Source organism: Nocardiopsis synnemataformans, assembly GCF_965343085.1.
Classification (GTDB): domain Bacteria; phylum Actinomycetota; class Actinomycetes; order Streptosporangiales; family Streptosporangiaceae; genus Nocardiopsis; species Nocardiopsis alborubida.
This window is the reverse complement of the sequence record NZ_CBDRFA010000018.1, coordinates 77252-98443: the sequence shown is the minus strand read 5'-3', so window position 1 is coordinate 98443 and position 21192 is coordinate 77252. Positions and strand designations below refer to the sequence as shown.

The window sequence follows — 21192 nt, the reverse complement described above, 5'->3', positions numbered from 1 at the left end:
GTGGGCGACGATGCGCGAGTACGCGTCGAGAGGAAGGGCCCTGGTCACCGGTGGCGCCGGGTTTCTCGGCTCCCATCTGTGCGAGCGACTGCTGGAGAGGGGCACACGCGTGGTGTGCCTGGACAACTTCGCCACCGGCCGGGCGCAGAACGTGGCGCACCTGGCCGGGCACCCCTGGTTCGAGCTGATGGAGGCCGACCTCACCGAACCGTTCACACTGGAGGAACCCGTGGACACGGTGTTCCACCTGGCCTCGGCCGCGTCGCCGCCGGACTACCTTCGTCTGCCGGTGGAGACGCTGGAGGTGGGCAGCCTGGGCACCCGCAACGCGCTGGAGTGCGCCGAGCGGTACGGCGCCCGCCTGGTCCTGGCCTCCACCAGCGAGGTGTACGGCGACCCGCTGGAGTACCCGCAGCGCGAGACCTACTGGGGCAACGTCAACCCGGTCGGCCCGCGCAGCGTCTACGACGAGGCCAAGCGCTACGCCGAGTCGCTGACCATGGCCCACCACCGCGCCCGCGGGGCCGACGTGGGCATCGCCCGCATCTTCAACTGCTACGGGCCGCGCATGCGCGCCGACGACGGCCGCATGGTGCCCACCTTCGTCAACCAGGCGCTGGAGGGCAGGCCGCTGACGGTGGCGGGCGACGGCCACCAGACGCGGTCGCTGTGCTACGTGGACGACACCGTGCGGGGCCTGATCGCCCTGGCCGACAGCGAGGCGACGGGGCCGGTCAACATCGGCAGCGACGAGGAGCTGTCCGTGCTGAACCTGGCCCGCGTCGTCCTCAGCGTCACCGGGACGCGGTCGGAGATCACCTTCGTCGAGCGCCCCGAGGACGACCCGCACTTCCGGCGCCCCGACATCCGCCTGGCCGAGGGGGCCCTGGGCTGGAGGCCGCGCATCCGGCTGGACGAGGGGCTGCGCCGCACCGTCGCCTACTTCGTGGACCAGCGCGACCGCTACGAGGACCTGTCCGAGGGGGCCGCGCCCGCCAACTGACGTTCGGACCGGAAAGGGTGCCGGTGTGATGTGTGGGACGGCCGGGACACGAGAAGGGGGAGAGGACCAGCGTGGGGAATCCGGAGCGCTCACGGGTCACCGTGGTGGTGGCCACCCGCGACCGACGCGAAGAACTGCTGCGTACGCTGGGGCACCTGGAACGGCTGGAGCCCCGGCCGCCCGTGGTGGTCGTGGACAACGCCTCCAGCGACGGCACCGCCGAGGCCGTGCGCGAGGGCTTCCCCGACGTCGAACTCGTGCGCCAGGACCGCAACACCGGCTGCGTCGCCCGCAACACCGGGGTGGCGCGCGCCCGGACGCCCTACGTCGCCTTCTGCGACGACGACTCCTGGTGGGCGCCGGGGGCGCTGGAGGCGGCGGCCGACGCCCTGGACGCCCACCCGCGTCTGGGGCTGGTCGCCGCGTCGGTGTTCGTCGGCGAGGAGGGGCGGCCGGACCCGGTCAACGGGGCGCTGGCCCACAGCCCGCTCCCGGACGGCGACGGCCTGCCCGGCCCGCGGATCCTCGGCTTCCTGGCCTGCGCCGCCGTGGTGCGGCGCGAGGCCTTCACGGAGGCGGGCGGCTTCAACCACCTGCTGTTCTTCGCCGGTGAGGAGGCCCTCCTGGCCCAGGACCTGGCGGCCTCGGGCTGGGAGCTGTGCCACCTGGAGCACGTGCGCGTGCACCACCACCCGTCCTCGGTGCGCCCGCCCGGCCTGTGGCGGCGCACGCTGGAGGAGCGCAACGCCCTCCTGACGGTCTGGCTGCGCCGCCGCCCCGGCCTGGCCCTGGCGCGCACGGCCCGGCTGGCGGGGCGCTCGCTGCGCGACCCCGTCTCGCGCGGCGCCCTGACCGGGGCGCTGCGGGTCCTGCCCGCCGTACTGGCCCGGCGCCGCCCGGTGCCCGCGCACGTGGAACGCGACCTGTCCCTGTTGGAGGAGGCATGAGCCGGAGCGCCCGCGTCGGCGTCGTGGTCATCACCCGCGACCGCCGGGAGGAGCTGCTGCGCACCCTGGACCGGCTGGCGGACCTGCCGGGGCCGCCGCCGACCGTCGTCGTGGACAACGCCTCGGGCGACGGCACGGCCGCGGCCGTCGCCGAACGCCACGGGTGGGTGCGGCTCGTCCGGGCGGGGGCCAACCTGGGCTCGGTGGGCCGCAACATCGGGGTGGAGGCCCTGGAGACGCCCTACGTCGCCTTCTGCGACGACGACACCTGGTGGGATCCGGGTTCCCTGGAGCGGGCCGCCGACCTGCTGGACGCCCACCCCGGGCTGGGGTCGGTCACGGCGCGGCTGATCGTCGAGCCCGCGGGGAGCGAGGACCCCATCACCCCGGAGCTGCGCCACTCGCCGGTGCCCGGGCCGGACTGGCTGCCCGGTCCCGCCCTGCTGGGGGTGCTCGCCGGGGTCACCGTGTTCCGCGTCCGCGCCTTCTGGCAGGCGGGGGGCTTCTCCCGGCGCCTGTGGATGGGCGGGGAGGAGGAGTTGCTGGCGCTGGACCTGGCCGCCGCCGGGTGGTGGATGTGCTGGGACGAGGACACGGTCGCCCACCACGCCGCGTCGCCGGTGCGCGACCCCACCCGAAGGCGGCGCCTGGGCATCCGCAACACCCTGTGGACCGCGTGGCTGCGGCGTCCGCTGGACGGGGCGTGGCGGCACACCTGGTCGGTGCTGCGGTCGGTGCCGCGCGACCTGCCGAGCGCGATGGCCGTCGCCGAGGCCCTCGGGGGGCTGCCCTGGGTGCTGAGGGAGCGCGCGCCGGTCCCGCCGCGGGTGGAGCGCGGTCTGCGCACGCTGGAGGCGCCCCGCAGGGAGTCGCGGGCGCGGCGCTACGTGGGCTGAGCGGCCTGGGCCGCCGGGGGCGTTCGGGCCGCCTGGGCCGTCCGGGCCGTTCGGGCTCCTGGTACGGGGGTCTCCCCGGCGATGTCCGGGCCCGCGCCGTGTTCCGGGCGGACGCCTCCCCGCGACCCCGGGTGCGGCGTCTCCCCGGGGACGGCCCCCGCCTGCCCGCGTGGGGCCAGGCCCCGGTGGGGATTTCGGGGACAAAAGCTGGAATTCCAGGTAAGCGACAGATGGTCATTCGGTGAATACTCGGTGTAGTAGCACGGGTATGTACACGAACGCGTCACCTGTCCGTTCGATCCCTGGGTCTGCCCTTCCCAGGGCGAGGAGTCCCCCCGTGCAAGCGCAACGGAACCCTGCCCCCGTTCCCCCGCTTCCTCCGAGAACCCGACCGACACCGCGCGGACGGCGCGCATGACCCACCGACCCCTTCGCGCGCCCGGCCGGGCACCCTCCGACACGGACGCGCGCAGGGCGTTGACCGCCCTGTGCGTCACCGTCACCGCCAGCCAGGGAGTGCTGTTCTACGCCTTCCCCGTGCTGGCACCCGCCATCGCCGAGGACACCGGCTGGTCCCTGCCCGCCGTCATCGCCCTGTTCTCCGGATCCCAGGTCGTGGCCGGGCTGGGCGGACCCCTGGTGGCCCGTTGGCTGCGCGTGCGCGGCCCCCGCCTGGTGATGACCGCGGCGGCCCTGCTGGGCGCGGTCGCCGTCGCCGGACTCGCGCTGGCCCCGAACCTGTGGTTCTTCGGCGCGGCCTGGCAGGCGGCCGGAATCGCCGTGGCCGGGCTCTCCTACCCGCCCGCCTTCGCCGCCCTGACCCGCTGGTACGGGACGGGCAGGGTCCGGGCGCTCACCATCCTCACACTGGTCGGCGGGCTGGCCAGCACCGTCTTCGCCCCGCTGACCGCCGCCCTGGAGGCGCTGGTCGGCTGGCGCGGCGCCTACCTCGTCCTCGCCCTGGTCCTGGTGCTGGTGGTGGTCCCGCTGCACGCCCTGGCCCTGACCCCGCCCTGGACCCCCGGCGGCACCGACGACCGGGCCGGGGACCGCCGGACGGTGCGCGGGGTGGTCCGCAGCGGCGCGTTCTGGGCGCTGACCACGGCGCTCGCCCTGGGCAGCCTCACCGTGTACGCGGTCGTGGTCGGCATCGTCCCGCTCATGGAGGGACGCGGGTTCGGCACCGCCGAGGCCGCCTGGGCGCTCGGCGTCGTGGGCGTGGGCCAGGTGCTGGGCCGCCTCGTCTACGCCCCGCTGGCGCGGCGCAGCGGGGCGGTGCACCGGATCGCGACCGTACTCCTGGCCTGCGCCGGGGCGACCGGCCTGATCGCCCTGGTCAGCGGACCGCTGGTCCTGGTCATGGCCGCCGCGGCGCTGGTGGGCGCCGCGCGGGGCGTGCTCACCCTGCTCCAGGCCACGGCCGTGGCGGACCGCTGGGGGGAGGAGCACTACACCACGCTCAACGGCATCATGCACACCCCGCTCATGCTCACCATGGCCCTGGCTCCGGGGGCGTGCGCGCTGCTGGCCGGACCCCTGGGCGGTTATCCGGCGGTGTTCCTGCTGCTGGCGTCCCTGTCGGTGCTCGGCGCCCTGGTCGCGCTGGCCAGCGGTCCGGCCCGCCGCTAGAGGGACCGCGCGGGGCCCGGCGCCCCGCGCGCCCGTCGCGGGCGCCTCTCAGGCGTCGGACGCCGCGCGGCGCGCAGCAGCCGCAGCTGACCGAGTTCGGCCACGTTCTTCATCAGCTCGCCGTTGACCCAGGCGGCCGTGTGCTCGACCGCCAGACCCGAGTCCGGCGGCCAGGGGAACGCGGCGGGGGCGTCCAGGTCCGGGCCGGTGAGCCCCTCCAGCACCGCCAGCCACTACGTCCGCAGCTCGCGCAGCCAGTCGGCCGCCTCCTCCGGGCCCGGCCAGCGGACCTCCTCGCGCTCGCGCGGAACGCGCCCCCGCAGGTGGTCGAGGGCCGTCGACCACCACCAGCCGATGTGCCAGGTGACCCAGGCCGCGGTCGGGACGGGCACGGGGTCGGGTTCGGTGTCCGCCCAGTCCGGCACCCACCGGCCGTCCCCGTCCCGGCGCACCGTCCAGCACAGGGGACCGGGCTCCCAGAGCAGGTCGCCGGGCTCCAGGCGCTCCAGGTGGTACTCGAACAGGGACCAGGTGAAGTCGAACTGCCAGCGCAGCAGTGCGGAACGAGGGTCGGACATGGGGCCAGCCTGGCACAGGACCCCGCCCGCGCCGAAGCGGTTTTCCCGGACGGGGACCGGCCGCCGGAAAACCGGGTGAGAACGCGTTGCGGTTGACGTAGCGTCAACGCCTAACGTCGTTCCCCGGGCCGGAGGGACCGGCCCGACGAGGGAGAGACCGCGATGTCCTGGTCGATGGGTGAGGTGTGTCGTATGAGCGGCGTCACCTCCCGCGCCCTGCGGCACTACCACCGGATCGGCCTGCTGGAGCCGGAGCGGACCGGGCCCGGCGGGATCCGCCACTACGGGCACGGCCAGCTCCTGCGCCTCCAGAGCATCCTGGTGATGCGCGAGCTGGGCATGGGACTGTCCGACATCGCCCGTGCGCTGGACGAGCGCGGGGACCGGGCCGGAGCGCTGCGCGACCACCTGCGCGGCCTGCTGGCCGAGCGGGACCGCGTCGACACCCTCGTCGCCACCGTGCGCCGCACCGTCGACGCACTGGAGGAGGCAGACGCCATGAAGGCCGTGGACCATCCCGAGGACCTGTTCGCAGGGTTCGACGCGTCCGTCTACAGCGAGCGGGCCCGCGTCGAGTGGCCGCGCACGTGGGAGCGGGCGCGGCGGACCGCGGAGGGGATGACCGGGGACGACTGGGCGCGGGGCCGCGACGAGGCCGCGGACCAGCTGCGGCGCATGGCCGCCCACCTGGTCGCGGGGATCCCGCCCGACGACCCGGCGGTCCAGGCCGAGGTGCACGTCCACTACCTGACGGTGAGCCGGATGTGGGCGTGGACGCCCGACGCGGGCGCGTTCGAGAACCTGGGCCGGGCCTACGCCGAGAAGGGGCCCTGGCGCGAGGTCTACGAGGGCTTCGCCCCGGGGCTCGCCGACTACCAGCACGAGGCCATGGCGTTCTACGCACGCCATCGGCTCGACCAGAAGGAGGACGCGTGATCCCCGCGCACTGGCCCGCCCACCGCCGCGACGAGGACGGCGAGGTGCTCGGCTACCTCGAACCCGTGGGGGAGGGGCGGTACCGTCCGGTCACCCCCTTCGGCCGTCCGCTCGACGGCCCCGGTGACGAGGACTCCGCTCGCGCCGTCCTGGACGCCCGGGGACTGGCCTACCTGGCCGACCCCTGGCTGCTGAGCGTCCCCGGGCGAGAGGAGCCGATCAGGGTGCGGATCGTGGAGGTCAGCCCCGAGCGGATGCGGGTGGCCAACATCGACCTCGGCTACGAGGAGGCCGACCTGGGCCGCGTCTTCGTCCTGGACGTGCCCGAGGCCGAACGGCTCCGCCCGGCCAGGGGCTGAACGGGGGCCGGGGACGACGCGTTCCCGGCCCTCCTCCGCCTTCCTCCGCCTTCAGAGGACGTCGGGCGAGACGTCCAGCACCGTGCGGTCGCGGGAGGCCACCAGGTCGAACTGCGGTCCGGTGCGCGGCAGCTCGTGCCGGAAGAAGTACGCCGCCGCGGCGCGCTTGCCCTCGTAGAAGCCGCCCTCGCGCCCGTGCGCGGCCACCAGCTGCTCCAGCCACATCCAGGCGACCACCACGTGCCCCACCGCCTCCAGGTAGGGGGTGGCGTTGGCCAGCGCCACCGCCGGGTCGCCCCCGGCCCAGGCCTCGGCGGCCGTGCGCACGGTCCGGTCCAGGGCGTCCGACAGCAGCTCCGCGTACTCGGCCTCGCGGCCGCCCAGCTCCCGGGCCCGCTCCGCCGTCGCGCGCGCCGTCTCCACCAGCAGCGACAGCCGGGATCCGCCGTCGAGCACCGCCTTGCGCCCCAGCAGGTCCAGGGCCTGGATGCCGTGGGTCCCCTCGTGGATCGGGTTGAGCCGGTTGTCCCGGTAGTGCTGCTCCACGTCGTACTCGCGCGTGTACCCGTACCCGCCGTGCACCTGGATGGCCAGGCTGTTGGCCTCCACGCACCACTGGGAGGGCCAGCTCTTGGCGATCGGTGTGAGCACGTCCAGCAGCAGGTGGGCCCGTGCGCGCGCCTCCTCGTCCCCGGCGCTGGCGGTCTCGTCCACCAGCCGGGCGCAGTACAGCACCAGGGCGAGCGCGCCCTCGACGTAGCTCTTCTGGGCGAGCAGCATCCGGCGCACGTCGGTGTGGCCGATGATGGGGACCTGCGGCCGCTCGGGGTCCTTGTCGCCCAGCGGGCGGCCCTGGAGGCGCTCGCGGGCGTAGGCCAGCGACTTGAGGTAGCCGGTGTAGCCGACGGCGGCGGCGCCCGCGCCCACCCCGATCCGGGCCCCGTTCATCATGTGGAACATGTACTTCAGCCCCTGGTGGGGCTCGCCGACCAGGTAGCCGACCGCGCCCGGCCGCCCGCCGGGGGTGTGGCGGCCCTCGCCGAAGTTGAGCAGCGCGTTGACGGTGCCCCGGTAGCCCATCTTGTGGTTGAGCCCGGCGGGCACGACGTCGTTGCGCTCGCCGACCGACCCGTCGGGCTCCAGCAGGTACTTGGGCACGACGAACAGGGAGATGCCCCGGACCCCGGGCGGGCCGCCGGGGATCTTGGCCAGCACCAGGTGCACGATGTTCTCGGTCAGCTCGTGGTCGCCCGCCGAGATCCACATCTTGTTGCCGAACAGCCGGTGGCCGCCCTCCCCGTCCTCCTCGGCGCGGGTGGTGATGTCGGCCAGCGAGCTGCCCGCCTGCGGCTCGGACAGGCACATGGTCCCGGTGAAGCGCCCCTCCACCATGGGGCGCACCCAGGTGTCGACCTGCTCGGGGCTGCCGTGCGCCAGGAGCAGGCGCGCGTTGCCGGAGGTGAGGAAGGGGTAGGCCGAGGTGCCCAGGTTGGCGGCCTGGAAGTAGGCGCCGCACGCGCTGGAGACCACGTGCGGGATCTGGGCGCCGCCCACGGAGGCGGGCATCCCGGCGGCGCTCAGCCCGGTCTCGGCGTAGACCTCCAGAGCCTTTCTCACCTCGGGGATGACGTGGACGCGCTCGCCGTCGAAGCGGGGCTCGTTGGCGTCGCCCGCCTTGTTGTGCGGCGCGAAGTGGTCGGTGGCCACGCGTTCGGCCAGCTCCAGCGCGGCGTCGAGGGTCTCGCGGGAGTGGTCGGCGTAGTGGGGGCGGCTGGTGAGCGCCTCGGTGTCGAGCCACTCGTAGAGCAGGAAGTGCAGGTCGCGCGTGGACAGCAGCGTGGACGCCACGGGTCGCCTCCTTGGGATCGTGGACCGACTGGTCGGTATGCTACCCGGTTCGCGGGACTCAGGGGTGGCCGGGGCCACGCGGCCGTCCGAGCCCTAAGCTTGCTGCCACCGACTTGAGAAGGAGCGCTGACCCGCATGTCCGCTGTGTCCGACCCCTCCCGCACCGTCCTGCTGCTCAACGGCCCCAACCTCAACCTGCTGGGCACCCGCGACCCCGGGCAGTACGGCACCACCACCCTGGCGGAGGTCGAGCGGCGCGTGGTCTCCCTCGGCGAGGAGCTGGGCGTGCACGTGGTGTGCGCGCAGAGCAACAGCGAGGGCGTGATGGTGGACCGGATCCACGCCGCGCGCGGCTGGGCCGGGGTGGTGCTCAACCCCGGCGCCTACGCGCACTACGGCATCGCGCTGCGCGACGCGATCGACGCGGTCGAGGCGCCCGTGGTGGAGGTGCACATCTCCAACATCTACGCCCGCGAGGAGTTCCGGCACACGTCGGTGACCGCGCCGGTGGCCGCGGGCTACGTCGCCGGGTGCGGGGTCTTCGGTTACGAGCTGGCCCTGCGCGCGGTGCTGCGGCGCGACGCCGAGCGCCGGGAGGCGGACGGCGCCCAGGCGGGCTGAGCCGCACGACCGCACCGGTTCCCGGCGCCTCGCCGTGAGGCGGCCCGGGGGGGCGCCCCCGCGGGCCGGGGCCGGTCGGGGCCGGGGGGCGTGGGGCTGTGCGCGGCGGACGCGCCCACGGGCGGGGACCGGCCGCTCCCCGTCGAACAAGCAGTACCGACTGGTCGGTTTGTATCGTGCGCGCGTCGGGCGGCACGTGCGTTCAGCGGTAGGTCATCAGCGCGGGACCGCCCTGCTCCAGGTGGGCGTGGTCGTTGAAGGACAGCAGCCGCGTGCCGCCCCGGCCGTGCAGCAGCTTGCTCACCGAACCGTTGACCACCACGCGGTTCAGGGCCAGGAACCCGGCGGGCGCCGTGCCCAGCAGGGTCGAGCACACCGTCGCGATCACCCCGGCGGAGGTGAAGACCAGTGCGGTCTCCCCCTTGCCGAGCCCGGCGACCAGGTCGTCCAGCGCCTGCCGGACCCCGGCCCGGAAGCCCTCCCAGGTGCCCGGGCCGCTGCCCCCGGCCTCGATCCACGAGGTCAGGGAGGCGTCGAGCCGCTCCTGGAGCGAGCCCGTCGCGACCGGGTGGGCGCCCAGCAGGCCGAGGTGGTCGTACTCGTTCCACCGCTCGTCGCCGACCGGCTCCAGAACCAGACCCGCCTCGGCCAGGGCCGCGGCCGCCGTCTGGCGCTGGCGGCGCAGCGCGCCGGTCACCACACGGCCCACCCGGGGCCCGCGCCGCCGGAGTTCGGCGCCCAGCAGGCGTGCCTGCTCGTAGCCGGTCGGGCTCAACTCGTCGTAGTCCTCCGCCTCGGGGGAGGCCTTCCCGTGGCGGATCAGATAGATCGCTGGCATCGCACCAGCGTACGAGTGGGCCCAAGGACGCCCGCACGCCGGGGGACGCGATCGGGGCAGGGGCACCGTCCGCCGGACGGCCGCGCGCGCGGGGGTCCGGCGGGGGCGGGGTGAGGGACCGGACGGGGGACGGGCGAAGGCGATCGTTGTTCGCGAACGCCCGCGTACACGGCGTTTTCGCTTGCGTGGCGCTTTCCGCGAGCAGGACAATGCGGGTGATAACCACGCTTCCCGTGAGAGGGCACATCATGACGGACACACCCCCCATCGACACCACCGTGGCACACTCCGCCCGGGTGTGGAACTACTGGCTGGGAGGCAAGGACAACTACCCGGCCGACCGCGAGGTCGGCGACTACGTGCTCCAGGCCTACCCGGAGATGGTCACCGCGGCCCGCGCCGACCGGGAGTTCCTTATCCGCGCGGTCACCCACCTGGCCCGCGAGGAGGGCGTCCGCCAGTTCCTGGACGTGGGCACCGGGCTGCCCACGCACAACAACACCCACGAGGTCGCCCAGGCCGCCGCCCCCGACGCCCGCGTGGTCTACGTGGACAACGACCCGCTGGTGCTCACGCACGCCCGCGCGCTGCTGGTCGGGGAGGGGGCGGGGGACGTCCACTACGTCGACGCCAACCTGCACGAGCCCGAGGAAGTCCTCAAGGCGGCCGCCGCCCACCTGGACTTCGACCGGCCCATCGCGCTCACCATCCTGGGCACCATGGGCCACACCCCCGACAACGCCCGGGCCTACGCCACCGTGCGCGCCTACGTGGACGCGCTGCCCCCGGGCAGCTTCCTGGCCATGTGCGACGGGACCGACACCAGCGAACCGATGATCGAGGCGTCCCGGCGCTGGAACGAGACCGCGCCCCTGCCCTACCACCTGCGCAGTCCCGAGGAGATCGCGGGCTTCTTCGACGGGCTCGACCTGCTGGAGCCCGGCGTGGTCTCGGCGCCCTTCTGGCGGCCCGACGCCACGGAGGTGGGCGAGATCGTCGCGGCCGACCAGTACTGCGGCGTCGCCCGCAAGGCCTGACGGCCCCGCCGGGTCCCGGGAGCGCCCCGGGACCCGGACGGCAGGGCGCGCCTCAGCAGGCTGACCGGAAGTGTTCCCGGTGTGATGCGTGCGGCCTGACCTGCGGTGAAGGGGGCGGGCCGGCGCACCCTTCCGGTCACAGGGTCAGACGGCCCCGGAGTCGGGTTCGAAGCGCACCACCACCGACTTCGACGTCGGCGTGTTGCTCACCTCGGCCGTGGAGTCCAACGGCACCAGCACGTTCGTCTCCGGGAAGTAGGAGGCCGCGCACCCGCGCGCGGTCGGGTAGTGCACCACCCGGAAGTGCGCCGCGCGCCGCTCCCTGCCGTCGTGCCACTCGCTCACGATGTCGGTGTAGGCGCCGTCGACCAGCCCCAGGTCCCGGGCGTCCTCGGGGTTGACCAGGACCACCCGGCGGCCGCCGGTGATGCCCCGGTACCGGTCGTCGAGGCCGTACACGGTGGTGTTGTACTGGTCGTGCGAGCGCAGCGTCTGCAACAGCAGCCGCCCCTCGGGGACCTCCGGCGCGTACGTGCCGTTCACCGTGAAGTTGGCCAGCCCGGTCGCGGTGGGGAAGCGCCGGTCGTCGCGCGGGGCGTGCGGCAGGGTGAATCCGCCGGGCCTGCGCGCGCGGGCGTTGAAGTCCTCGAACCCCGGCACGACCGCGGCCACGTGCTCGCGCACCCGGTCGTAGTCGGTCAGCTCCGACCACGCCACCGGGAAGTCGCCGAGCACCCGCCCGGCCAGGTCGCAGACGATGTCCACCTCCGAGCGCATGCCCTGTGACAGCGGCGCCAGCACGCCGTGGGAGGCGTGCACCTTGCCCATGGAGTCCTCCACCGTCACCCACCGCGGCTCGCCGTCGCGCAGGTCGCGGTCGGTGCGCCCCAGCGCGGGCAGGATCAGCGCCCGCGTCCCCGTCACCACGTGCGAGCGGTTCAGCTTGGTGGACACGTGCACCGTCAGCCCCACCCGACGCATGGCGTCCTCGGTCACCAGCGTGTCCGGGGTGGCCGCGACGAAGTTGCCGCCCATCGCGAAGAACACCCGCACGTCGCCGCGCGCCATGGCGCGGATGGCGTTGACGGTGTCGTACCCGTGCTCACGCGGCGGCGCGAAGCCGAACTCGGCGCCCAGGGCGTCCAGGAACTCCTCGGCCGGGCGCTCGAAGATTCCCATCGTGCGGTCGCCCTGCACGTTGGAGTGGCCGCGCACCGGGCACACGCCCGCGCCGGGGCGGCCCACGTTGCCGCGCAGCAGCAGGAAGTTGACCACCTCGCGGATGGTGGGCACCGAGTGCCGGTGCTGGGTCAGCCCCATCGCCCAGCACACCACGATCCGCTCCGAGGAGGTGACCATCGCGGCGATGCGCTCGACCAGCTCCCGCTCCAGGCCGGTGTCGCGCTCGGTGCGCGCCCAGAACTCCTCGTCGGACTCGGCCAGCAGCGCCTTGGCGAACTGCTCGAACCCGTGGGTGTGGGTCGAGACGAACTCCCGGTCCAGGACCGGCTCACCGCGCTCGTCGGCCTCCAGCAGCAGGCGGTTGAGGGCGGAGAACAGGGCGAGGTCGCCGCCCAGCCGCACCTGCGCGAACAGGTCGGTCAGCTCGGTGCCGCGCCCCAGCAGACCGCCCGCGTGCTGGGGGTTGCGGAACTCGCGCATCCCCGCCTCGGGCAGCGGGTTGACGGTGACGATCCGCGTCCCGGACTTCTTGGCCCGCTCCAGGGCGGTGAGCATGCGGGGGTGGTTGGTGCCGGGGTTCTGCCCGGCCACGATGATGAGGTCGGCCTCGCGCAGGTCCTCCAGGGACACGCTGCCCTTGCCCACGCCCAGGGTTTCGGTCAGGGCCGAACCGGACGACTCGTGGCACATGTTGGAGCAGTCGGGGAGGTTGTTGGTGCCGAGCGCGCGGGCGAACAACTGGTAGCAGAACGCCGCCTCGTTGCTGGTGCGCCCGGAGGTGTAGAACACCGCCTGGTCCGGGGAGTCCAGCCCTCGCAGGTCCTCGGCGACCAGGTCCAGCGCGCGCTCCCAGCTGACCGGCTCGTAGTGGGTGGCGCCCTCGGCCAGGTACAGCGGCTCGGTGAGGCGGCCCTGCTGGCCCAGCCAGTACCCGGACCGCCCGGCCAGTTCGGAGATCGGGTGCGCGGCGAAGAACTCCCCGGTCAGCGCCGTGGCCGTGGCCTCCTCCGCGACCGCCTTGGCGCCGTTCTCGCAGAACTCGGCCCGGTGCCGTTTGTCCCCCTCGGGCCAGGCGCAGCCGGGGCAGTCGAAACCGCGCTTCTGGTTGATCGCGAGCATGGCGGGCAGCCCGCGCCGTACACCGGTGTGCTCGTTGAGCTGGCGGAGGCTGTTGAGCACGGCGGGGAGTCCGGCCGCGCTGGTCTTGGGCGGGCTGACCGCCGGGGAGTCCTGGGCGGGGTCTGCGTTGTCCGAGTGCTGGTGTCTCACACTGCGCATTCTGGCACTGACCGTCCGATGGTGGGACGTCCGGGTGAGCAACCCGGGCCGCGGGGGCGCGGGTGGCGCCCAGGGGCGGCCCCGCGCCGGCGTCCCGGGCCGGGCGGCCGGGGCCCCTCAGCGGGGGAGCGCCAGGTTGTTTTTCTTCTTGACCGCGTGCAGGTGCGCCCACGACCCCACCGCGCGGACCCCGGGCAGCCCGTGCCGTTCGTGGCACACATTGGAGCGGTGGGGGAGGTTGTTGGCACCCAGCGCGCGGGGAACGGTTGGTGGCAGGAACGCCCCCGCCTCTGTGAGACGGGGGCCGGAGCGCGGAGCGCTAGCGTGCGGCGGTCAGCAGCGCGCGCCACTCCGACGCGGGGAACGTCAGGGTCGCCTTGTCCCGGTGCTGAGTGTCGCGAACCAAGGTGTCCCGTCCTTCGCTGACCTCTACGCACTGCCCGCTGGTGCTGCTGTAGCTCGACTTGTGGAACTCGCGATCACTCAAAGTAGCTCTTCCAATACTTTCCGGCTTTCCCTGTCGGGAAGCGCGGACTGCATGAACCGCTTGACCAGTTCCGTCAGCCTGTCCAGCCCGTCGCCTTCCCGGTACACGATATTCCCGTTTGCATGATCGCTGCTTGCCACCGTGGAACCATCCCGCATCCGGAAGACCAGCAACGGGGACGGCAACCCCACCAGCAACGTCCCTTCCGGGATCACCAGCACGCGCACGCGCCCCGACTCCGCCAACCGCAACAGGTGGCCTGCTTGCTCCGAGCGCGCTTCCTGGGGAAACGTCGTCAGCGCCGACACGGGAAAGACCGCGACCACCTTCAGTTCCGGAACCTGGTCGAGCCGTTCACAGCGAATCCTGGTCAACCTGTCCAGTTCCTTTGCGGGCAGGAAGGGTTGGGCTTCTTCGAAAACGGTCCGCGCGTACTTCGGTGACTGCAAGATCCCCGGGACAGCGGGAAGCGGACAAACCCACTCAACCGACAACCCCGACGCTTCCAACTCCGCGACGTCCAATCCCCATTCGGGGACTGACTTCCCACCCGTGGCCGTGAGCCACAGCGCGAACAGCCTGCCCTTCGCTTCGAGCGCTTCGTCCAGAAGCTCCGCGTTTCGGCGCTTGGGTAGGACGGAACCGCCCTCCCAACGGCACACGGAAGACGAAGACGTCCGTGCTCTGACTGCAAGCTGGCTCTGCGTGAATCCCGCAACGTCTCGGTACCGCGTGAGAGTGGATGCAAAGTCAGATCCCGTCATATCCCAGATGGTAGCCACAGCGTCCCACCTCTAGCCGTGAAACAGCGGAATCCGATCAGACGCTGTGCAACCTGGGGTTTCGGTCGGACGCTGGGATCATGAACGAAACAGAACAGCGTCGAATGAACGCCAACCCTCGTCCCAATCCCTTCGCCGAGGCCCGTGAGGCGTTCCTCAGCCAGCGAGGACTGGCCTTCACCCTGGAATGGCGGCGCTTCCCCTGGACCCGCGGCGCGGACGTCGAACGGGCCCTGATCGGTCCCGCCTACCTCGGCAACGCCCCCATCGGCCTCAAGCAGGGCTGGTCGTGGGCATGGCAGGACCGGCAGGGAACGTGGAAGTACGTCCAGCGGGACCGGATCGACCTGCTGGTGGAGAGCGTCATCGACGACCTGGCGGGTTTCCAGCCGGGGCTGCCGAAACGCAGCGAGAAAGGCGGGTACAGGCCCTAGCCCCCGCCCCGGCTCCGCACGGGCGGACGGAGGAGGTGGCGGTCCCGGCCGCTGACCGTTGACGGACGGAGGGCGTCGCCGGGCGGCCGGGGCCGCTCAGCGGGGGAGCGCCAGGTCGTTCTCCTCCTTGACCGCGTGCAGGTGCGCCCACGACTCCACCGCGCGGACCCCGGGCAGCTCGCGCAGCCTCTCCAGGGCGGCGAACACCTCCTCCTGAGAGGCGGCCCGCACGGTGCCGATCGCGTTGCACCAGCCCAGGCCCGTCGCGAGGCAGTCGACCTCCTCCAGCGCGACCACCTTGCGGGCCACGGGCTCGGTCGCCCCGTCCACGGTGAGCGCGAACCCGACCGTGTGCACCGTGCTGAGCGGGCTGAGCCGCACCAGGGCGCCGACGTGCACGACCCCCGAGTCGAGCAGGCGCAGCACGCGGGCGCGCGCCGCCCCCGGGGACAGGCCGCTCGCCTCGGACAGCTCGACGTAGGAGGCGCGCCCGTCGGCGCGCAGGCGCTCCAGCAGCGCGTGGTCGGAGCCGTCCAGTTCGAGGCCGCCCGGAGGGCCGGGGCTCTCCAGCGGGCCCGGCGGGAAGTAGGGGTCCTTCCAGATGCGCAGGTAGGTCAGGACCTGTACGGCGCGGACCCCGGGCACGGCCTGCACGCGCTCCAGCCCCCGGGCGAACGCGTCCAGCCCGGGCGCGCGCAGCTCCGCGGTCACCGCGAAGCGGCCCGCCGTGGTGGTGACGAACGACGTCTCCCCGATCGCGGCCACCGCGTCCGCCACCCGGCGGGCGGGACCCTCCACCGAGATGATGGCGTGTCCGAGCTGGCGCAGGCCGAACACGGCCGGATGGACGGCGCCGACCACGCGCAGCGCACCCGCGTCGGACAGCCGCCGCACCCGCGCCTGGACGGTCGAGCGGGCCAGGCCGACCAGGCGGCCCAGGGCCTCGTAGGAGACCCGTCCGTCCCGTTGCAGGGCGCGGACCAGCTGTTCGTCCACGCGGTCCAGTTCCACGCGCGTCCCTTCGGGGGAGGTCGGGCCAGGGGAGGTCGAGGCGGTCAACTTACCGTACCGCCCGCCCCCTCCCGGGGGCCGGAGGCACCGTCGCATACCCCTTCACAAGCTGCTGTGACCACCGTTTCAGCGACGCTTCCGGTTCATGCGTCTGCGGATCATCCCTTGCGCGTCCACCTTGGCGGATGTAGCGTCGGCGCTCGTGTCGAGATCCTCCCGTGGTGCCACGGGCCCTGTCGCAGTCGTCCCGGAGGTAGCCGGTGGGTGTGCCCAGCAGTCCGTCCCCGCCCCCCGCGGCCGCGCGTGAGCGGACGTTCTTCGGACATCCGCGCGGCCTGGTGGGTCTGTTCTTCACCGAGGCGTGGGAGCGCTTCTCCTACTACGGCATGCGCGCGCTGCTGCTGTACTACATGTACGACCAGGTCGCCCACGGGGGACTGGGCATCCCCGACGACACGGCCAGGTCCCTGGTGGCGGTGTACGGGTCGGCCACCTACATGGCCGCCATCCTGGGCGGCTGGATCAGCGACCGCCTCCTCGGCGACCGCCGCGCGACCCTCTGCGGCGGCGTACTGATCATGTGCGGGCACGTCTGCCTGGCGCTGCCCGCGGGCGCGACCGCCCTGTTCGCCTCGATGGTGCTCCTGGCCCTGGGCACCGGGCTGCTCAAGCCGACGATCTCCGCCTCCGTCGGGGACCTGTACGCCGACGGGGACCCGCGCCGGGACTCCGGCTTCAGCATTTACTACATGGGGATCAGTCTCGGCGCGGTGTCGGCGCCGCTGGTGGTCGGCACGGTGGGCCAGCGCTACGACTACCACCTCGGTTTCGGCATCGCCGCGGTCGGCATGGCCCTCGGCCTCGTCGTGTACCTGTGCACCCAGCGCAACCTGAGCGCGGCCAGCCGCGAGCCCAAGAACCCGCTGCGCCTGCGTGAGGTGCCGCGTTCGCGGTCCGTTCCCGTCCTGGCAGCCGTGGTCCTGCTCGCCGCCGCCGCGGTGACCGCCGCCCTGACCGGAGCCCTGACCGCCGACACCGTCGTGGACGCCGTCAGCCTGGCGGCGATCGCCCTGCCGGTCGCCTACTTCACCGTGATGCTGCGCAGCGGGCGCACGACCCCGGCCGAGCGCGTCCGCCTGCGCGCGTACATCCCCCTGTTCGTCGCCGCGGTCTTCTTCTGGGTCATCCAGGAGCAGGGCGCGACGGTGATCGCGCAGTACGCGGCGGAGAGCACGGACCTCACCGCGTTCGGCTTCGCCATCCCCGCCCCGTGGTTCCAGTCGGTGGGCTCGGTCGTGCTGATCGCGCTGACCCCGCTGTTCGCGGTGATGTGGCTGCGCCTGGACCGGTCCGCGTCCCCGCCCACGACCGCCCAGAAGTTCAGCGCCGCCCTGGTCATCGCGGGCCTGTCCTACGTCCTGCTCGTCCTGCCCGCGTCGCAGGAGGGCCTGAGCAGCCCGCTGTGGCTGGTGGCCAGCCTGGCGGTGGTCACCGTCGGGGAGATGTTCCTGGCCCCGATCGGGCTCTCGGCCACGTCGAGGATGGCGCCTGCCGCGTTCTCCACCCAGACGATGGGCCTGTGGCTCGCCTCCGGCGCGGCGGGCCAGGGCATCGCCGCGCAGCTCGTCGGGTTCTACGACGCCGACACCGCGGGCGTGTACTTCGGTGCGGTCGGCGCCGGGACGGTGGTCCTGGGGCTCGTGCTGTTCGCCCTCGCCCCGGCCCTGCGCAGGCGTACGGAGGAGACGGAGGAGACAGCGGTCCCGGCTGCCGACCGGTGACGGTCCGGGACCCGGGTCGGTCCGCGCTTCCCCCGGGTCCGGCGCGGCGTTCGCGGGGGAAGGGCCCCGTTCGGTGGTGTGGTGACATGCCGCCGACGCCGCAATGCGCCCCCCGGACCGTCTCGCGGGGCAGACTGGCCGCGCTGGTCGTCAGGAGAAATGTGGGTACGCGAACCGCTTGACTTCCTCTCTTGCCTGGAGGCAGGAGATTTCGGAACCACCTACCGATGGTTCGAGGCCAGCGCCTCGTCACGGGTCGCCCCGTGACCTTCCTGTTTCGTCGCCGGTCGCCCCGTCCGGGAGGACTCCCGTTGAGGTCTCACACCAGCTCCGCAGGCCAACACCGCCAGCCCGGCGGCTTCGAGGTTGAGCGCCGCGTTCACATCACGGTCATGACTGATGTCGCAGTGGGGACATGTCCACGTCCGTACGTGCAGCGGCAGCGACGGGTGCACGTAGCCGCACCCGGGTGTCGAGCACGCCTTGGAGGAGGGGAGGAACCGGTCCACCACGACCAGCTCCCGCCCGTACCACTGCGCCTTGTACTCCAGCATCGTGCGCAGTTCACGCCAGGCCACGTCCGAGATCGCCCGGGACAGCCTCCGGTTCTTCAACAGATTGCTCACCGTCAAATCCTCGATCACGACCACTTGGTTCTCGCGGACGAGTCGAGACGTGAGCTTGTGCAGGAAGTCGCGCCTGCGGTCGGTGATGCGGGCGTGCACCCGCGCCACCCTGCGACGGGCCTTGTTCCGGTTCGCGCTGCCCTTGGTTTTACGGGCCAGCGCCCGCTGGGCCTTGGCCAGCCTGGCGCGGTCGCGTTGCTCGTGGCGGGGGTTGGCGACCTTCTCCCCGGTCGACAACGTCACCACGGAGGTGATTCCGGCGTCGATGCCGACCGCGCCGTTGGCGGCCGGTGTCTGTTCGACGGTGTCCTCGCACAGCAGGGATACGAACCAACGCCCGGCCGCGTCACGCGAGACCGTCACGGTCGAGGGGCGTGCTCCTTCGGGCAGGGGCCGCGACCAGACGATGTCCAACGGTTCGGCCATCTTGGCCAGGGTCAGCTGCCCGTCGTGGTAGCGGAAGGCGGACCGGGTGTACTCCGCGCTGGCGCGCGAGGTCTTCTTCGACTTGAACCGCGGGTACCGCGCACGCCGGTCGAAGAAGTTGCCGAACGCGGTGTGCAGGTGGCGCAGCGTCTGCTGGAGCGGCACGGAAGAGACCTCGGTGAGGAAGGACAGCTCCTCGGTCCTCTTCCACGTGGTGAGCATGGCCGAGGTCTGGGAGTAGCCCACTCGCTCTTGACGCTGCTGCCAGGCGGCGGTGCGTTCGGCCAAGGCGCGGTTGTAGACCAGGCGCACGCACCCGAACGTGCGCGACAGCTCAGCCGCCTGCGCATCGGTCGGATAGAAGCGGTACCGAAACGCCCGCTTCACGCTCTTCCTGGTCATAGCACACACCGTAGCGGCCGCCCTGCGATCGCGTGATGGGAATCCAACACAAAGTCACGAGAAGGAGAGGGCGTTTCCTCCCCGTCCTGAAGGACACGGGGTTTCCACGCCCAACAAACAGATGAGTGTCTTTGAGCACGATCTTCGGACGGCCCCGGCACGGCCGGGGCGAACGCCCGCGCGGCGGTGCGGCCCCTCGCGGACGCGCGGGGACCGGAGGGCGGGGCGATGAGCGACGTCGGCTGGCCGCTGGAGACCGGTCTGCTGCGCGCGGTGTTCGACAGCGTGGGCGCGGGGATGTTCGTCATCGACACCAGCGGCCGCATCACCGCCGCCAACCCCTACGCGCAGCGGATCCTCGGTCGCCCCAGGGAACGGATGCTGGGCTCCGACCTGCACGACCTGCTGCACCGCGACCCGGACGGGGAGGAGACGCCCCGGGAGGACTGCCGCGTCCTGGCCGCGCTCGACAGCGGCCACCCGGCCGAGGGGAGCAGCGAGTCCTTCCTGCGCGGGGACGGCACGCTCGTGCCCATCATCTGGGCGGCCACCCCGCTCCAGCACGAGGGCCGCATGGAGGGCGCGGTCATCGTCTTCCACGACTTCCGGGCGCACCGCGACGCCGCCGATCAGACCGCGGCGCACCTGGCGGCCCTGGAGGAACTCACCGCCCGGCTGAGCCTGGTGGCGGAGATCTCCGTGGTCCTGGTCTCCACCCTGGAAGTCCCCGAGATGCTGGACAGGCTGGTCCGGCTGCTGGTGCCGGAACTGGGGGACTGGGCGGTGGTCGACATGGTCACGGACGGGCACACGAAGGAGATGGAGCGCGTCGCCGTGCACGCCTTCGGCGACCACGGCACGGCCGAGTCGCTGAAGGGCCCACTGCCGCAGTTGTCCTCCGACTCCCACGCGGAGCTGCTGCGCGCCCTGTACACCACCCAGTCCGTCCTGTTCGACGCCGATGACCTGGACCGCGAGCCGGCCGAGCCGCTCGCCCGGGCGCACCGGCAGCTTTTCGACCGCCTGGGCGGGCACTCCGCGGTGGTGGTGCCGCTGCACACCCGCAGACAGGTCCTCGGGGCGCTGACCGTGGCCCGCACCGGGGAACGGTCCGCCTACACCGACGCCGAGGTCCTCGTGCTGGGGGACGTCGCCCGGCGCGCCGGTCTGGTGATGGAGAGCGCCCAGCTCTTCGAACAGCAGCGCCACGTCGCAGAGACCATGCAGCGCCAGCTCCTGACCCCGCTGCCGCAGGTCGGCCACCTGCGGTTCGCCGCCCGCTACCAGCCCGCGCAGCAGGCCGCCGAGATCGGCGGGGACTGGTACGACGCCTTCCTGCTCGCCGACGGCGTCATGACCATGGTCATCGGCGACGTGGTCGGCCACGACCTCCAGGCCGCCGCGCACATGGCCGAGGTCCGCAACATGCTGCGCGCCCTGGCCTGGGACCGTCAGGAGCCCCCCAGCCTGATCATGCGGCGGCTGGACGAGGCCATGACCAACACCAGCGACGCCCCCATGGCCACCGCCGTCTTCGCCCGCATCGAGGGCCCCGAGGGCGGGCCCTGGACCCTGCACTGGGTCAACGCCGGGCACCCGCCGCCGCTGCTCGTCACCTCTGACGGCCACACCCGCTACCTGGAAGGCGGCCACGGCCCCCTGCTGGGCATGAGCGCCGCCCTGCACCTGGGCCTGCACTGGCCCGACGCCCGCGAGGAGATCCCGGCGGAGTCCACCCTGCTGCTCTACACCGACGGCCTCGTCGAGAGCCGCGACCACCCCATCGACACGGGCCTGGCCAACCTGCGCCGCCACGCCGCCGCCCTGGCCCGCCGCGACGTCGAGGACTTCTGCGACGAACTCCTCGCCCGTATCGACCCCAGCGGTGACGACGTCGCCCTGCTCGCCCTGCGTATCCCGTCGGTGGGCGAGGGAGCGGGCGACGACACCGCGCCGCACCAGCACGCGCACAGCCCCGCCGCCCCCGACCGCGGGGCTCCCGGCGCGGACGTCGAGGACAGCTCGGTCAGGGACACCTCCGAGCGGGGGTGAGCGGGACCGTCCCGGGGAGCCCGCGCCGCCCGTTTCCGC

At 73.0% G+C, this 21192-nt stretch carries 18 protein-coding genes and 1 pseudogene; 11 read left to right on the top strand and 8 right to left on the bottom strand.

Annotation, left to right across the window (positions count from 1 at the left end; all coding sequences use genetic code 11):
* Positions 1–10 precede the first annotated feature (10 nt).
* The 4 genes from ACSIH6_RS13020 (at position 11) to ACSIH6_RS13005 (ending at position 4475) form a co-directional block, all read left to right on the top strand.
* Positions 11–1003, top strand: coding sequence for a UDP-glucuronic acid decarboxylase family protein (locus tag ACSIH6_RS13020; protein WP_435108522.1), 993 nt, complete (start codon positions 11–13; stop codon positions 1001–1003).
* A 71-nt stretch (positions 1004–1074) separates the two neighbouring features.
* Entirely contained in the window at positions 1075–1950 is an 876-nt protein-coding gene (locus ACSIH6_RS13015) for a glycosyltransferase family 2 protein (RefSeq protein ID WP_435108521.1), read from the top strand.
* Entirely contained in the window at positions 1947–2846 is a 900-nt protein-coding gene (locus ACSIH6_RS13010; protein WP_435108520.1) for a glycosyltransferase family 2 protein, read from the top strand. Before ACSIH6_RS13015 ends, ACSIH6_RS13010 begins: the two co-directional genes overlap by 4 nt.
* Positions 2847–3260: 414 nt before the next feature.
* Positions 3261–4475 carry an MFS transporter gene (locus ACSIH6_RS13005; protein WP_435108519.1) on the top strand — a complete coding sequence of 405 codons (1215 nt, stop codon included), beginning with the start codon at positions 3261–3263 and terminating at the stop codon, positions 4473–4475.
* On the opposite strand, the pseudogene ACSIH6_RS13000 reads toward ACSIH6_RS13005, so the two are convergent.
* A pseudogene (locus ACSIH6_RS13000) lies at positions 4472–5053 on the bottom strand (DinB family protein). The gene ACSIH6_RS13005 and the pseudogene ACSIH6_RS13000 sit on opposite strands and share 4 nt — an antisense overlap.
* Before the next feature lie 162 nt (positions 5054–5215).
* Between ACSIH6_RS13000 and ACSIH6_RS12995 the strand changes: the two are divergent.
* Together ACSIH6_RS12995 and ACSIH6_RS12990 are read left to right on the top strand one after the other, a co-directional pair.
* On the top strand, positions 5216–5989 hold the full coding sequence (locus ACSIH6_RS12995) for a MerR family transcriptional regulator (protein ID WP_435108518.1): 774 nt from the start codon (positions 5216–5218) through the stop codon (positions 5987–5989).
* Positions 5986–6348: a hypothetical protein gene (locus ACSIH6_RS12990; protein ID WP_435108517.1), complete on the top strand. Its 363-nt coding sequence runs from the start codon at positions 5986–5988 to the stop codon at positions 6346–6348. The genes ACSIH6_RS12995 and ACSIH6_RS12990 overlap by 4 nt, the downstream gene beginning before the upstream one ends.
* Positions 6349–6399: 51 nt before the next feature.
* Here ACSIH6_RS12990 and ACSIH6_RS12985 read toward each other — a convergent pair whose 3' ends face one another.
* Positions 6400–8196, bottom strand: coding sequence for an acyl-CoA dehydrogenase (locus tag ACSIH6_RS12985; RefSeq protein WP_435108516.1), 1797 nt, complete (start codon positions 8194–8196; stop codon positions 6400–6402).
* Positions 8197–8331: 135 nt separating this feature from the next.
* Between ACSIH6_RS12985 and aroQ the strand changes: the two genes are divergently transcribed.
* Positions 8332–8817: a type II 3-dehydroquinate dehydratase gene (gene aroQ / locus ACSIH6_RS12980; RefSeq protein WP_150255539.1), complete on the top strand. Its 486-nt coding sequence runs from the start codon at positions 8332–8334 to the stop codon at positions 8815–8817.
* A gap of 202 nt (positions 8818–9019) precedes the next feature.
* On the opposite strand, the gene ACSIH6_RS12975 is transcribed toward aroQ, so the two are convergent.
* A complete protein-coding gene (locus ACSIH6_RS12975) occupies positions 9020–9655 on the bottom strand; it encodes a histidine phosphatase family protein (RefSeq protein WP_435108515.1) in 636 nt (211 codons plus the stop codon).
* A gap of 248 nt (positions 9656–9903) precedes the next feature.
* Here ACSIH6_RS12975 and ACSIH6_RS12970 point away from each other — a divergent pair, with 248 nt between their 5' ends.
* Positions 9904–10692 carry an SAM-dependent methyltransferase gene (locus ACSIH6_RS12970; protein WP_435108514.1) on the top strand — a complete coding sequence of 263 codons (789 nt, stop codon included), beginning with the start codon at positions 9904–9906 and terminating at the stop codon, positions 10690–10692.
* A 144-nt stretch (positions 10693–10836) separates the two neighbouring features.
* Here ACSIH6_RS12970 and ACSIH6_RS12965 read toward each other — a convergent pair whose 3' ends face one another.
* From ACSIH6_RS12965 to ACSIH6_RS12955, 3 genes are all read right to left on the bottom strand, one after another.
* Positions 10837–13152: an FdhF/YdeP family oxidoreductase gene (locus ACSIH6_RS12965; protein ID WP_435108513.1), complete on the bottom strand. Its 2316-nt coding sequence runs from the start codon at positions 13150–13152 to the stop codon at positions 10837–10839.
* A gap of 319 nt (positions 13153–13471) precedes the next feature.
* Positions 13472–13639, bottom strand: coding sequence for a DUF397 domain-containing protein (locus ACSIH6_RS12960; RefSeq protein WP_435108512.1), 168 nt, complete (start codon positions 13637–13639; stop codon positions 13472–13474).
* Positions 13636–14421: a helix-turn-helix domain-containing protein gene (locus ACSIH6_RS12955; RefSeq protein WP_435108511.1), complete on the bottom strand. Its 786-nt coding sequence runs from the start codon at positions 14419–14421 to the stop codon at positions 13636–13638. The genes ACSIH6_RS12960 and ACSIH6_RS12955 overlap by 4 nt, the downstream gene beginning before the upstream one ends.
* An 80-nt stretch (positions 14422–14501) precedes the next feature.
* On the opposite strand from ACSIH6_RS12955, the gene ACSIH6_RS12950 reads away from it, so the two are divergent.
* Positions 14502–14855 (top strand): hypothetical protein, encoded by a 354-nt coding sequence (locus ACSIH6_RS12950; RefSeq protein WP_435108510.1) that lies wholly within the window; start codon positions 14502–14504, stop codon positions 14853–14855.
* Between the two features lie 96 nt (positions 14856–14951).
* Here ACSIH6_RS12950 and ACSIH6_RS12945 read toward each other — a convergent pair whose 3' ends face one another.
* Positions 14952–15866, bottom strand: a complete 915-nt coding sequence (locus tag ACSIH6_RS12945; protein WP_435108509.1) for an Lrp/AsnC family transcriptional regulator — start codon at positions 15864–15866, stop codon at positions 14952–14954.
* Between the two features lie 266 nt (positions 15867–16132).
* On the opposite strand from ACSIH6_RS12945, the gene ACSIH6_RS12940 reads away from it, so the two are divergent.
* The gene (locus tag ACSIH6_RS12940) at positions 16133–17647 is read left to right on the top strand and encodes a peptide MFS transporter (RefSeq protein ID WP_435108508.1); all 1515 of its coding nucleotides are present in this window, start codon (positions 16133–16135) and stop codon (positions 17645–17647) included.
* 221 nt (positions 17648–17868) lie between these two features.
* Here ACSIH6_RS12940 and ACSIH6_RS12935 read toward each other — a convergent pair whose 3' ends face one another.
* Entirely contained in the window at positions 17869–19101 is a 1233-nt protein-coding gene (locus ACSIH6_RS12935; protein WP_435108507.1) for an RNA-guided endonuclease InsQ/TnpB family protein, read from the bottom strand.
* Between the two features lie 228 nt (positions 19102–19329).
* Here ACSIH6_RS12935 and ACSIH6_RS12930 point away from each other — a divergent pair, with 228 nt between their 5' ends.
* Positions 19330–21153 (top strand): SpoIIE family protein phosphatase, encoded by a 1824-nt coding sequence (locus tag ACSIH6_RS12930; RefSeq protein WP_435108506.1) that lies wholly within the window; start codon positions 19330–19332, stop codon positions 21151–21153.
* Positions 21154–21192 lie beyond the last annotated feature (39 nt).

What these genes read in the sequence shown, in the direction of transcription:
- ACSIH6_RS13020 (WP_435108522.1), top strand. Translation starts at nt 11, where the DNA reads ATGCGCGAGTACGCGTCGAGAGGAAGGGCCCTGGTCACCGGTGGCGCC.
- ACSIH6_RS13010 (WP_435108520.1), top strand. Translation starts at nt 1,947, where the DNA reads ATGAGCCGGAGCGCCCGCGTCGGCGTCGTGGTCATCACCCGCGACCGC.
- ACSIH6_RS13005 (WP_435108519.1), top strand. Translation starts at nt 3,261, where the DNA reads ATGACCCACCGACCCCTTCGCGCGCCCGGCCGGGCACCCTCCGACACG.
- ACSIH6_RS12995 (WP_435108518.1), top strand. Translation starts at nt 5,216, where the DNA reads ATGTCCTGGTCGATGGGTGAGGTGTGTCGTATGAGCGGCGTCACCTCC.
- aroQ (WP_150255539.1), top strand. Translation starts at nt 8,332, where the DNA reads ATGTCCGCTGTGTCCGACCCCTCCCGCACCGTCCTGCTGCTCAACGGC.
- ACSIH6_RS12975 (WP_435108515.1), bottom strand. Translation starts at nt 9,655, where the DNA reads ATGCCAGCGATCTATCTGATCCGCCACGGGAAGGCCTCCCCCGAGGCG.
- ACSIH6_RS12970 (WP_435108514.1), top strand. Translation starts at nt 9,904, where the DNA reads ATGACGGACACACCCCCCATCGACACCACCGTGGCACACTCCGCCCGG.
- ACSIH6_RS12965 (WP_435108513.1), bottom strand. Translation starts at nt 13,152, where the DNA reads ATGCGCAGTGTGAGACACCAGCACTCGGACAACGCAGACCCCGCCCAG.
- ACSIH6_RS12950 (WP_435108510.1), top strand. Translation starts at nt 14,502, where the DNA reads ATGAACGAAACAGAACAGCGTCGAATGAACGCCAACCCTCGTCCCAAT.
- ACSIH6_RS12935 (WP_435108507.1), bottom strand. Translation starts at nt 19,101, where the DNA reads ATGACCAGGAAGAGCGTGAAGCGGGCGTTTCGGTACCGCTTCTATCCG.
- ACSIH6_RS12930 (WP_435108506.1), top strand. Translation starts at nt 19,330, where the DNA reads ATGAGCGACGTCGGCTGGCCGCTGGAGACCGGTCTGCTGCGCGCGGTG.